This is a genomic window from Streptomyces sp. NPDC056480 (assembly GCF_042795405.1).
Taxonomy (GTDB): domain Bacteria; phylum Actinomycetota; class Actinomycetes; order Streptomycetales; family Streptomycetaceae; genus Streptomyces.
In genome coordinates this window covers 26,291-37,563 of sequence record NZ_JBHTSA010000082.1, presented here as the reverse complement: position 1 = coordinate 37,563, position 11,273 = coordinate 26,291, and the positions used below count along the sequence as shown (strand labels likewise).

General features: G+C 72.1%; 12 protein-coding genes. 10 read left to right on the top strand and 2 right to left on the bottom strand.

Features of this window, described 5'->3' with window-relative positions:
* Window positions 1-111: 111 nt before the first annotated feature.
* Window positions 112-285, bottom strand: coding sequence for a hypothetical protein (locus ACFQ79_RS28865; RefSeq protein ID WP_383588966.1), 174 nt, complete (start codon window positions 283-285; stop codon window positions 112-114).
* A 398-nt stretch (window positions 286-683) separates the two neighbouring features.
* On the opposite strand from ACFQ79_RS28865, the gene ACFQ79_RS28860 reads away from it, so the two are divergent.
* The 4 genes from ACFQ79_RS28860 (at window position 684) to ACFQ79_RS28845 (ending at window position 4,347) form a co-directional block, all read left to right on the top strand.
* On the top strand, window positions 684-1,337 hold the full coding sequence (locus ACFQ79_RS28860; protein ID WP_030146958.1) for a response regulator transcription factor: 654 nt from the start codon (window positions 684-686) through the stop codon (window positions 1,335-1,337).
* A gap of 5 nt (window positions 1,338-1,342) precedes the next feature.
* The gene (locus tag ACFQ79_RS28855) at window positions 1,343-2,581 is read left to right on the top strand and encodes a sensor histidine kinase (protein WP_383588964.1); all 1,239 of its coding nucleotides are present in this window, start codon (window positions 1,343-1,345) and stop codon (window positions 2,579-2,581) included.
* 396 nt (window positions 2,582-2,977) lie between these two features.
* Window positions 2,978-3,274, top strand: a complete 297-nt coding sequence (locus tag ACFQ79_RS28850) for a DUF4193 domain-containing protein (RefSeq protein WP_003955561.1) — start codon at window positions 2,978-2,980, stop codon at window positions 3,272-3,274.
* A gap of 11 nt (window positions 3,275-3,285) precedes the next feature.
* Complete coding sequence (locus ACFQ79_RS28845; RefSeq protein ID WP_383588962.1) at window positions 3,286-4,347, top strand: hypothetical protein; 1,062 nt, start codon at window positions 3,286-3,288, stop codon at window positions 4,345-4,347.
* Window positions 4,348-4,369: 22 nt separating this feature from the next.
* Here the strand turns inward: ACFQ79_RS28845 and ACFQ79_RS28840 are convergent, their stop codons facing one another.
* Window positions 4,370-4,873, bottom strand: coding sequence for a DUF3093 domain-containing protein (locus tag ACFQ79_RS28840; protein WP_383588960.1), 504 nt, complete (start codon window positions 4,871-4,873; stop codon window positions 4,370-4,372).
* 58 nt (window positions 4,874-4,931) lie between these two features.
* On the opposite strand from ACFQ79_RS28840, the gene ACFQ79_RS28835 reads away from it, so the two are divergent.
* The 6 genes from ACFQ79_RS28835 to ACFQ79_RS28810 all read left to right on the top strand — a co-directional run bounded on the left by ACFQ79_RS28835 (window position 4,932) and on the right by ACFQ79_RS28810 (window position 11,265).
* On the top strand, window positions 4,932-5,516 hold the full coding sequence (locus ACFQ79_RS28835; protein ID WP_383588958.1) for a PaaI family thioesterase: 585 nt from the start codon (window positions 4,932-4,934) through the stop codon (window positions 5,514-5,516).
* A complete protein-coding gene (dut, locus tag ACFQ79_RS28830) occupies window positions 5,516-6,028 on the top strand; it encodes a dUTP diphosphatase (RefSeq protein ID WP_383588957.1) in 513 nt (170 codons plus the stop codon). Before ACFQ79_RS28835 ends, dut begins: the two co-directional genes overlap by 1 nt.
* A gap of 1 nt (window position 6,029) precedes the next feature.
* On the top strand, window positions 6,030-6,794 hold the full coding sequence (locus ACFQ79_RS28825) for a DUF3710 domain-containing protein (RefSeq protein ID WP_229315634.1): 765 nt from the start codon (window positions 6,030-6,032) through the stop codon (window positions 6,792-6,794).
* A 269-nt stretch (window positions 6,795-7,063) separates the two neighbouring features.
* Window positions 7,064-7,732: an ABC transporter ATP-binding protein gene (locus ACFQ79_RS28820; protein WP_383588967.1), complete on the top strand. Its 669-nt coding sequence runs from the start codon at window positions 7,064-7,066 to the stop codon at window positions 7,730-7,732.
* A gap of 122 nt (window positions 7,733-7,854) precedes the next feature.
* Window positions 7,855-10,401, top strand: a complete 2,547-nt coding sequence (locus ACFQ79_RS28815) for a DUF4118 domain-containing protein (RefSeq protein WP_383588955.1) — start codon at window positions 7,855-7,857, stop codon at window positions 10,399-10,401.
* A 177-nt stretch (window positions 10,402-10,578) separates the two neighbouring features.
* Window positions 10,579-11,265, top strand: coding sequence for a response regulator (locus tag ACFQ79_RS28810; protein WP_229315636.1), 687 nt, complete (start codon window positions 10,579-10,581; stop codon window positions 11,263-11,265).
* Window positions 11,266-11,273: the final 8 nt, after the last annotated feature.

Genomic DNA, 11,273 nt, shown 5'->3' with positions numbered 1-11,273 from the left:
GCCGGGAACGGCGCCGGGGCCCTCACGCGTGGATCGGGTCGAACGGTCGGATGGGTCGAACGGCCGGTCAGCGGGTCGGTCGGGGTCGGGTCGGGCAGCGGGTCGGTCGGGTCAGACGACCTGCGCGGCTACCTCCACGCCGTGCTCGGCGGCCAGCCGGTGCAGGTCCTCAAGCTCCGCCTGCTCCACCTCCGCCAGGTAGTCGTCGCCCGTCTCACGAGCCCGCGTGAGGTCCGTCTGCGTGGTCCTGATGCGGTGCAGCAGGCCTGCGGTGAAAGCGTCCATCGTGCGCCCCCTCGTCATGGGTCCGGTGGCACGGGGGTGTGCCGAGGGTGGGTGGATCACACGCTGCGGTCTCTGGGGGACAGAGAGCGGTAGGTGGCGCGCCACATACAGGGCGTGATCACGGGGTGTGCAGTCGTCCTCCCCAGGCCCTTCCTCAGAGAAACCTCAACTGGCCCGTGAATCCGGTGAATTCTTCGATCCGGGCCACGCGCCCCGCCACGCGCCCCCGTCCGCCGTCCCCCCCGCCCAGGGCCCCGCACCGCCGTCTTACAGCCGGTTTACGCGCGTACGGGGCAGGATGGACACGCACAGTCAGTGCTCAGGTTTTCAGCCGGTCCGCCTCAGGACCGCAGCCGGTCCGCCTTCAGGACCGCAGCCCAACGGGAAGGATGTACGACGTGCGCGTACTCGTCGTCGAGGACGAGCAGCTGCTCGCCGATGCGGTGGCCACCGGACTGCGCCGGGAGGCCATGGCCGTCGACGTCGTGTACGACGGCGCCGCGGCCCTGGAGCGCGTCGGGGTGAACGACTACGACGTCGTGGTCCTCGACCGCGACCTCCCCCTCGTCCACGGCGACGACGTCTGCCGCAAGATCGTGGAGCTGGGCATGCCCACCCGCGTCCTGATGCTCACCGCGTCCGGCGACGTCAGCGACCGGGTCGAGGGCCTCGAGCTCGGCGCGGACGACTACCTTCCCAAGCCCTTCGCCTTCACCGAGCTCACCGCGCGCGTGCGCGCCCTCGGCCGGCGGACCAGCGTGCCGCTCCCGCCCGTCCTGGAGCGCGCGGGCATCAAGCTCGACCCGAACCGCCGCGAGGTCTTCCGCGAGGGCAAGGAGGTCCAGCTCGCGCCGAAGGAGTTCGCCGTCCTGGAGGTCCTCATGCGCAGCGAGGGCGCCGTCGTCTCGGCCGAGCAGCTCCTGGAGAAGGCCTGGGACGAGAACACCGACCCGTTCACCAACGTCGTCCGCGTCACCGTCATGACCCTGCGCCGCAAACTCGGCGAGCCGCCCGTCATCGTGACCGTCCCCGGCTCCGGGTACCGGATCTGAACCCGATGCCCGCCACCTCCGTACCCCACCCCCACGCACCCCCGAAGCCGGCCTGGGACCCCAGGGACCCGGTCCGGCCCCTGCTGCGCCCGACCATCCGGATACGTCTCACGCTGCTGTACGGCGGGATGTTCCTGATCGCGGGCATCCTGCTGCTCTCGATCATCTACCTCTTCACCGCGCAGGCGCTCACCCACAGCGTCTCGGAGCTGCCCTTCAAGGTCGTCCAGGGCCAGGTCCAGCCGACCACCTCCTGGTGCGAGCTGCCCGCGCAGGGCACCGGGGAGCAGCTCAACCAGGCGGTCTCCGTCTGCCTCCGGTACCAGAGCGACCGGGCCCTCGAGGACCTCCTGCGCCGCTCGCTCTTCGCCCTGCTCGGACTGAGCATCATCGCCTTCGCCTTCGGTTACGCCATGGCGGGGCGGGTGCTCTCGCCGCTCGGCCGGATCACCCGGACCGCCCGCCAGGTGGCCGGTTCCGATCTGTCCCGGCGGATCGAGCTGGACGGCCCCGACGACGAGCTCAAGGAGCTCGCCGACACCTTCGACGAGATGCTGGAGCGCCTGGAGCGGGCCTTCACCGCCCAGCAGCGGTTCGTCGCGAACGCCTCGCACGAGCTGCGGACCCCGCTCGCGATCAACCGCACCCTCCTGGAGGTGCACCTCTCGGACCCGGGCGCGCCGGTGGAGCTCCAGCAGCTCGGCAAGACGCTGCTCGCCACCAACGAGCGCAGCGAACAGCTCGTCGAGGGTCTGCTGCTGCTCGCCCGGAGCGACAACCAGATCATCGAGCGCAAACCCGTCGACCTCGCCGAGGTCGCCGAGCGGGGCGTCGACCAGGTCCACGCCGAGGCGGCGGCCAAGGGCGTCGAGATCCGGGGCGAGCGCGAGCCCGCCGTCGTCCAGGGCAACGGCGTCCTGCTCGAACGGATCGCGCTGAACCTGGTCCAGAACGCCGTCCGGTACAACGTGGCGGAGGGAGGATGGGTGGAGGTGACGACCGGGACCGAGCACGGTCAGGCGGTCCTGACCGTCTCGAACACGGGTCCCGTGGTCCCCGCGTACGAGATCGACAACCTTTTCGAGCCGTTCCGGCGACTCCGGCAGGAGCGGACCGGCAGTGACAAGGGCGTCGGCCTCGGCCTGTCGATCGCGCGGTCCGTGGCCCGTGCGCACGGCGGCCGTATCATCGCGGAGCCCCGCGAGGGCGGCGGTCTCGTGATGCGCGTCACTCTGCCGATCTGACACACTGCACGAGCCGACCCGGTTCCGTTCGCTTTGCGCGGAATTCCGTGGGCCCGATTCTGAGACGCTCATGTGTGATCGATCACAGGAGAGGGTGTCCGGACATCCACTCTCCGTAACGGAGAAATCCCCGCGAAAACCCGGAAAAGTCCGGGTTTCCCGGGCCTGGATTGACGGGAAGTACACGGGGTGGCGCCTGCAAGGGACGCCCGTAGGACCGTGTACGGTCCGGTTCGCCACCCGAAGCCGATCACTCGCGAGAGGACGGAACGGGTGTCGATTGAGTAACAGACCTTGATGTGAGGCAAAATCTCCGCCTCAGGTCGGGCACAAGTCCGACCTCTCACGCGTTACGTGCGCTGGAGACACCGCAACCACCCAGAGGGGGAGAGCGACATGGCAACGGATTACGACACCCCACGCAAGACCGACGACGACGTCGATTCGGACAGCCTTGAGGAACTGAAGGCCCGCCGGAACGACAAGTCGACCTCGACCGTCGACGTCGACGAGTTCGAGGCCGCCGAAGGCCTGGAGCTTCCCGGCGCCGACCTCTCGAACGAGGAGCTGGCCGTCCGGGTCCTGCCCAAGCAGGCCGATGAGTTCACCTGCATGAGCTGCTTCCTCGTGCACCACCGCAGCCAGCTGGCCAGGGAGAAGAACGGCCAGCCCATCTGCCGCGACTGCGACTGAGATCGCTGACCGTGGCAGGCGACACACCGTCCCGGAAGCGGCGTCTACGGCTCCCTGGGAGCCCGAAGACGTACAAGGGCGGCTCAGGCCCGGCAGAGGGTGCCCAGGAGGCCCCTGAAGCCGAGCACGCCGCCTCCCCGCCCTCCCTCGGCGTACGTGACGACGAGCGAGGCCTCCCGGCCTCGCTCGAGGCCGTCACCGAGCCGGACCCGGCGCGGCTGCCGGCGGAGCGGGAAGCGGGACGGAGCGACGCGCTGGACGAAGCGCGGAACGACGAGACACAGCGGGACGGGCGCTTCGGCGCCGTCAAGCGGCTCGCCAATCCCGCACGCGCCCAGCTCGACAGGATGAAGATCGACTCCGACCGGATCGACGCCGTCCGGCGCGGCGTCGCGCAGGGCGTCCGCCAGGGCGTGAAGCGCGGCGGAGACGGTGCCAAGGCCGGCATCGGACATCTGGCCGACCGGCTGATCGACCTCGCCCCGCGGATCCCCGTCCGCGATCTGGCGACCCTGCGCAAGCAGTTTCCCGGGCTCGGCCCCGAGGAGCTCGCCGACAAGCTCGTCGCGGGTGCGGCGAACGCGAGCTCGACCGTGGGCGCCGGCATCGGTGCCGCCGCCATGCTCCCCGTACCCCCGGCCATGCCGGCGGAGCTCGCGGCGGAGATCACCGGCGTCGCCGCCGTGGAACTCAAACTCATCGCCGAACTGCACGAGGTCTACGGGCTGCGGCCGCCCGGCCGGCTCACCCAGCGTTCGGCGGCCTATCTGACCTCCTGGGCCGAGGAGCGGGGCATCGACCCCACCAAGCCCACCACCGTCAACGCGGCGCTCGGCGGACAGCTCAAGCGCGAGCTGCGCCAGCAGATCATGAAGCGCATGGTGCGCAACCTGCCGAACCTCACGCCCTTCATGGTCGGCGCGGCGGTCGGCGCGGTCATGAACCGCCGCGACACCAAGAAACTCGCGGGCCACATCCGCAAGGACCTCCGGAACCGCCAGGTCCCCTGGGACTCCCTCCGGGAGCTGCCCCCGCTGGAACAGCCGGAGAACCCGAAGGAGCTCGGGTTCTAGCCGGCCTCCTGCCCCGGCCCGCTCACTCCCCGCCGTCCGCGCGGACGGCGTCAAGGGCCGCCACCAGCGCCTCCGGCTCACGGCTGGAGAGGTACACGTACGGCGTCGGGTCCGACGGGTCCGCCACCTCGATCCGCACCGCCCGGGTCACATAGCCCCGCATCAGCATGAAGGCGCGCGGGTCGGCCTTGTACGTGCGCCACGCGCGGGCCTCCTCCGCGTCCAGCGCCTCGGCCTCGCCCAGCGCCGAGACCGGGATCCGCGCGTCGCCCGCCACGAGCGAACCGGCCACCACCCGGATCCGGGCGGAGCCGTACGAGGAGACCGCCGCACCGGCGAGCACCGCCACCACGATCAGACCGCCCAGCATCGGGACCGTACCCAGCGGGACCATGATCAGACCGCCCGAGAGACCGAACAGACCCGCGATGAACCACCAGGAGCGGGGCGCCGTCAGCCGCTCGTCGAAGAGCGGCGCGGCGAGGGGTGCGGGGGAGGGGGCGGGGGACGATGCGGAAGGCTGCATGCGTCCAAGCTTGGCACGGCGCGACCTGCGCCCATCCGCGCGGGTAAGGTCTGCGGCTGTGACTGGAACATCTGCCGCCCTCACCCCGCCGGCCGACGCCATACCGCCGGTACGCCACCCCGACGCGCCGGCCCCCGGCGAGCTGCTCGGTTCGCACTACGAGTACTGCTTCGGGTGCGGCGGCGGGCAGCCCCACGGCCTCCACCTGGAGGCGCGCGCGGGCGAGGGCGTGACCGTCACCGCAGAGTTCACGGTGACCCCCGACCACCAGGGCGCCCCCGGCCTCGCGCACGGCGGCGTGCTCGCGACCGCGCTCGACGAGACCCTCGGCTCCCTGAACTGGCTGCTGCGGGTCATCGCCGTGACCGGACGGCTCGAGACCGACTTCGTCCGGCCCGTCCCGGTGGGCACCGTGCTCCACCTGGAGGCCGCGGTCACCGCCGTGCGCGGCCGTAAGATCTTCTCCACCGCCGTCGGCCGGATCGGCGGGCCCGAGGGCCCCGTCGCCGTCCGCGCCGAGGCACTCTTCATAGAGGTCAAGGTCGAGCACTTCATCGACAACGGCCGCCCGGAGGAGATCCAGGCCGCCATGTCCGACCCCGACCAGGTCCGGCGCGCCCGCGCCTTCGAGGTGAACCCCTGATGAGCAACCCTGTCGACGTACTGATCCGGCGCGTGGACCCGGACGTGCCGATCCCGGCCTACGGCCACCCCGGTGACGCCGGGGCGGACCTGGTCACCACCGAGGCCGCCGTGCTGGCCCCCGGGGAGCGCGCCGTGCTGCCCACCGGGATCTCCATCGCGCTCCCGGACGGGTACGCGGCCTTCGTGCACCCGCGCTCCGGACTCGCCGCCCGCTGCGGAGTGGCACTCGTGAATGCCCCGGGGACGGTGGATGCCGGGTACCGTGGAGAGATCAAGGTGATCGTGGTCAATCTCGACCCGCGCGAGACCGTGCGGTTCGAACGATTCGACCGGATCGCCCAACTTGTCGTCCAACAGGTCGAGAAGGTGCGCTTCCACGAGGTGGCGGAGCTTCCCGGCTCGGCGCGGGCCGAGGGGGGCTTCGGGTCCACCGGCGGTCATGCCGCCGTGGACGGCACAACGGGTGGGAATCGATACGCTTCGGTCGTATCCGACCGGGAAGGACAGTGACGTGTTCGGACGTCGCAAGAAGAGCGGTGCCGCAGAGGACGCGGCGGGCGAGGCCGAGCAGGTCGTCGACGCGGTGGACGGCGAGGACGCGGACGACGCGGCCCCGCGCCGTGTGAACCTTCCGCCGGCGCCCCGGCCCGACGGACCCTGGGACATCTCCGAGGTCGGCAAGCCCGAGGACGGCCGTGTCGACCTGGGTGGCGTCTTCGTCCCCGGGGTCGAGGGCATGGAGCTGCGGGTGGAGGTGGCGGGCGACGCGATCGTCGCGGCCACCGTCGTCCTGCGTGACAGCGCCGTGCAGCTGCAGGCCTTCGCCGCCCCCAAGAACGAGGGCATCTGGGGCGAGGTCCGCGACGAGATCGCCACGGGCATCGTCCAGCAGGGCGGGGTCATCGACGAGGTCGAGGGCCCGCTCGGCTGGGAGCTGCGCGCGCAGGTCCCCGTGCAGCTGCCGGACGGCAACCGCGGGGTGCAGCTGGTCCGCTTCGTGGGTGTCGACGGACCCCGCTGGTTCCTGCGCGGAGTGATCTCCGGGCAGGGCGCGGTCCAGCCCGAGGCGGCCGGTCTCCTGGAGCAGATCGTCCGGGACACCGTGGTCGTCCGCGGCGACGGCCCGATGGCCCCGCGCGACCCGATCGTCCTCAAGCTGCCGAACGACGCGCAGATGGTGCCGGACGGCGTGCAGCAGGAGGAGCAGGAGAACTCCCGCTTCTCCGGCGGCATGGGCCAGCTCCAGCGCGGTCCGGAGATCTCCGAGATCCGCTAGTCCGCGCTCGGACCGGTGAGGGCGACCGGTCACCGGTGGGCCTCCGGGCCCGCCGCGCATCCGCATGGGCCGATGGGCCGCTTTCCGTACGACACGTACGGGAAGCGGCCCATCGGTCGTTTTCCACAGGTTCCTCCCGTGGGCTCTGGCCCTGGGCCCCGGCCGCGGACCATACTGGCGGGCACATGTTCGAGGAGGGGGAGCACAGGGTGAGTGAGAGCAGCACGCGGTCCGCGACGGCCGTCGCCGAGGACCCGGCCGGCCGGCCGATGGTCCGCGTGGAGAACCTGCACCGTTCGTACGGCACCGGGGAAGCGGCCGTGCACGCCCTGCGCGGGGTCTCCTTCGACATCCCGCGCGGCGAGCTCGTCGCCCTCAAGGGCCGCTCCGGCTCCGGCAAGACGACGCTGCTCAACCTGGTCGGCGGCCTCGACAGCGCGGACGGCGGCTCGATCGTCATCGACGGCGTCGACCTCGCCACCCTCGGTGAGAACGGGCTCCTGGAGCTGCGCCGCGACCGGATCGGCTTCATCTTCCAGTCCTTCGGACTGCTCCCGATCCTCTCCGCCGCCGAGAACGTGGGCGTACCCCTGCGGCTGCGCAAGGCCGACCCGAAGGAGCGCGAGGAGCGGGTGGCGCTGCTCCTCGGCCTGGTGGGCCTCGCCGACCACGCGAACCAGCGGCCCGGCGAGCTCTCCGGCGGGCAGCAGCAGCGCGTCGCCATCGCCCGCGCCCTCGCCAACAAGCCGGCGCTGCTCATCGCCGACGAGCCGACGGGCCAGCTGGACCAGGAGACCGGCCTCGCCGTCATGCAGCTGCTGCGCGCGGTGGTGCGCAGCGAGGGCTGTACGGCCCTGGTCGCCACCCACGACCCGCAGCTCCTGGGCCTGGCCGACCGGGTCCTCGAACTCGGCGACGGCGAGATCGTCGAGCACTGACGCGGCACGGCCGGTCCCCACCGCGGAGGCCGGCGCGGTCCCGACATCAGAAACACGTCAAGACCGCTCCGGCCCACTCTCCGCGTACGGAATGTCCGATTGGCTGGACGTATGGTCGTCCCATGGGACGCGGCAAGCTTCGGATATACCTCGGCGCTGCGCCGGGCGTCGGCAAGACCTACGCGATGCTCTCCGAGGGGCACCGGCGGGTGGAGCGCGGCACTGACTGCGTCGTGGCCTTCGTGGAGCACCACGGACGGCCGCGCACCGAGGTCATGCTGCACGGCCTGGAGCAGGTGCCGCGCCGCACCCTGGAGTACCGGGGGAGCACCTTCACCGAGATGGACATCGACGCCGTCCTGGAGCGGCGGCCCGCCGTCGCGCTCGTCGACGAGCTCGCCCACACGAACGTGCCCGGCTCCCGCAACCCCAAGCGGTGGCAGGACGTCGCCGAGCTGCTCGCGGCCGGCATCGACGTCATATCGACCGTCAACATCCAGCACCTGGAGTCGCTGGGCGACGTGGTCGAGGCGATCACCGGCGTACGGCAGCGGGAGACCGTCCCCGACGAGGTGGTGCGCCGGGCCGACCAGATCGAGCTGGTCGACATGTCCCCGGAGGCCCTGCGCCGCCGGATGGCCCACGGCAACGTCTACACCTCGGACAAGGTCGACGCGGCCCTCTCCAACTACTTCCGCCCCGGGAACCTCACCGCCCTGCGCGAGCTGGCCCTGCTCTGGACGGCCGACCGGGTCGACGAGTACCTCCAGCAGTACCGGGGCGAGCACAACATCCGCTCCACCTGGCAGGCCCGCGAGCGCATCGTCGTCGGTCTGACCGGCGGCCCCGAGGGCCGCACCCTCATCCGGCGCGCCACCCGGCTGGCCGAGAAGGGCGCGGGAGGCGAGGTCCTCGCCGTCTACATCGCCCGCAGCGACGGCCTCACCGCCGCCTCGCCCAAGGAGCTGGCCGTCCAGCGCACCCTGGTCGAGGACCTGGGTGGAACGTTTCACCATGTCATCGGCGACGACATCCCCTCCGCGCTCCTGGAGTTCGCCCGCGGGGTCAACGCCACCCAGATCGTCCTCGGCTCAAGCCGCCGCCGCACCTGGCAGTACATGCTCGGCCCCGGCGTCGGCCAGACCGTGGCCCGTGAATCCGGGCCCGACCTCGACGTCCACATCGTCACCCACGGCGAGGTCGCCAAGGGGCGCGGTCTCCCGGTCGCCCGCGGGGCCCGCCTCGGCCGCTCCCGGATCATCGGCGGCTGGGCGGTCGGCGTCGCCGGCCCCGTCCTCCTCGCCCTGCTCCTCACCCATGTCGACGCCGACCTCGGTCTCGCCAACGACATGCTGCTCTTCCTCGCCCTCACCGTCGCGGCGGCCCTGCTCGGCGGGTTCCTGCCGGCGCTCGCCTCCGCCGCGGTCGGCTCCCTCCTGCTCAACTGGTTCTTCACCCCGCCGCTCCACCGGCTCACCATCGCCGACCCCAAGAACATCGTGGCGATCGCCGTCTTCCTCGGGGTCGCCATGGCGGTCGCCTCCGTGGTCGACCTGGCCGCCCGCCGCACCCACCAGGCCGCCCGGCTGCGCGCCGAGTCCGAGGTGCTCTCCTACCTCGCCGGCAGCGTCCTGCGGGGCGAGACCAGCCTCGACGCCCTCCTCGAACGGGTCCGCGAGACCTTCTCCATGGAGTCCGTCGCCCTCCTGGAGCGGGCGGACGACGTCGAGCCCTGGACCCGGGCCGCGAGCGTCGGCCCCCACCCGGCGGCCCGGCCCGAGGACGCGGACGTGGACATGCCGGTCGGCGACCATCTGGCCCTCGCCCTGTCCGGCCGCGTGCTGCCCGCCGAGGACCGGCGCGTCCTCGGCGCCTTCGCCGCCCAGGCCGCCGTCGTCCTCGACCGCCAGCGGCTCGTGGGCGAGGCCGAGGAGGCCCGCAAGCAGGCCGAGGGCAACAAGATCCGCACCTCCCTGCTCGCCGCCGTCAGCCACGACCTGCGGACCCCGCTCGCCGGCATCAAGGCCTCCGTCTCCTCCCTCCGCTCCGACGACGTCGAATGGTCCGAGCAGGACCGCGCCGAACTCCTGGAGGGCATCGAGGCCGGCGCCGACCGCCTCGACCACCTCGTCGGCAACCTCCTCGACATGTCCCGCCTCCAGACCGGCACCGTCACCCCGCTGATCCGCACCGTCGACCTCGACGAGGTCGTCCCGATGGCCCTCGGGGGAGTGCCCGACGGCAGTGCCGAGCTCGACATCCCCGAGACGCTGCCCATGGTCGAGGTCGACAAGGGCCTCCTGGAGCGGGCCGTCGCCAACATCGTCGAGAACGCCGTCAAGTACAGCCCCGAGGGCGTGCCCGTGGCCGTCGCCGCCAGCACCCTCGGCGACCGCGTCGAACTCCGGGTCGTCGACCGCGGCCCCGGCGTCCCCGACGAGGCCAAGGACGGCATCTTCGAGCCCTTCCAGCGCTTCGGCGACGCCCCACGAGGCTCCGGCGTCGGCCTGGGCCTCGCGGTCGCCCGCGGCTTCGTCGAGGCCATGGGCGGGACGCTCGGCGCCGAGGACACCCCGGGCGGCGGCCTGACGATGGTGCTCACCCTCAGGGCCGCACGGGGCGGATCGCCGGCGCAGACCCCCGACCTCCCGGCGCACGCCGTGACCTGACCCGGCCGCCCCGGAGCGCCGGAGCGCCGGAGCGCGCCTCCGGCTCCGTCCCGCAGCACCACCGCCCCGTCCCGAGGCGCGCCCCGTCCGTTCCCGTACTCCGCGCGCCGCCCCCTCCGCTCCCGTACTGTCTTGCTGCCGCCCGCACGGGCGACCGAAGAAGGAAGGTCCCCCTCCATGACCCGGGTTCTCGTGGTCGACGACGAGCCTCAGATCGTCCGCGCCCTGGTGATCAACCTCAAGGCGCGGAAGTACGAGGTCGACGCCGCGCCCGACGGTGCCACCGCCCTCCGGCTCGCCGCCGAACGCCACCCCGACGTCGTCGTCCTCGACCTCGGCCTGCCCGACATGGACGGCGTCGAGGTCATCAAGGGCCTGCGCGGCTGGACCCGGGTGCCGATCCTGGTCCTCTCGGCCCGGCAGACCTCCGACGAGAAGGTCGAGGCACTCGACGCCGGTGCCGACGACTACGTCACCAAGCCCTTCGGCATGGACGAGCTGCTCGCCCGGCTGCGCGCCGCCGTGCGCCGCGCCGAGCCCGTCGGCGGCGCCGAGGACGGGGTCGTGGTCGTCGAGACCGAGGGCTTCACCGTCGACCTCGCGGCGAAGAAGGTCCACCGCGACGGCCGGGACGTCCGGCTCACCCCCACCGAGTGGCACCTGCTCGAGGTCCTGGTCCGCAACAGCGGCCGCCTGGTCAGCCAGAAGCAGCTGCTCCAGGAGGTCTGGGGACCCTCGTACGGCACGGAGACCAACTACCTCCGGGTGTACATGGCGCAGCTCCGTCGCAAGCTGGAGAGCGACCCCTCGCACCCGCGGCACTTCGTCACCGAACCGGGCATGGGCTACCGCTTCGAACGCTGAACCAGCGC

Excerpts from the sequence above, each read along its gene's own strand:
- ACFQ79_RS28855 (WP_383588964.1), top strand. The coding sequence starts at position 1,343 with ATGCCCGCCACCTCCGTACCCCACCCCCACGCACCCCCGAAGCCGGCC.
- ACFQ79_RS28840 (WP_383588960.1), bottom strand. The coding sequence starts at position 4,873 with ATGCAGCCTTCCGCATCGTCCCCCGCCCCCTCCCCCGCACCCCTCGCC.
- dut (WP_383588957.1), top strand. The coding sequence starts at position 5,516 with ATGAGCAACCCTGTCGACGTACTGATCCGGCGCGTGGACCCGGACGTG.
- ACFQ79_RS28815 (WP_383588955.1), top strand. The coding sequence starts at position 7,855 with ATGGGACGCGGCAAGCTTCGGATATACCTCGGCGCTGCGCCGGGCGTC.
- ACFQ79_RS28850 (WP_003955561.1), top strand. The coding sequence starts at position 2,978 with ATGGCAACGGATTACGACACCCCACGCAAGACCGACGACGACGTCGAT.
- ACFQ79_RS28820 (WP_383588967.1), top strand. The coding sequence starts at position 7,064 with ATGGTCCGCGTGGAGAACCTGCACCGTTCGTACGGCACCGGGGAAGCG.
- ACFQ79_RS28865 (WP_383588966.1), bottom strand. The coding sequence starts at position 285 with ATGGACGCTTTCACCGCAGGCCTGCTGCACCGCATCAGGACCACGCAG.
- ACFQ79_RS28810 (WP_229315636.1), top strand. The coding sequence starts at position 10,579 with ATGACCCGGGTTCTCGTGGTCGACGACGAGCCTCAGATCGTCCGCGCC.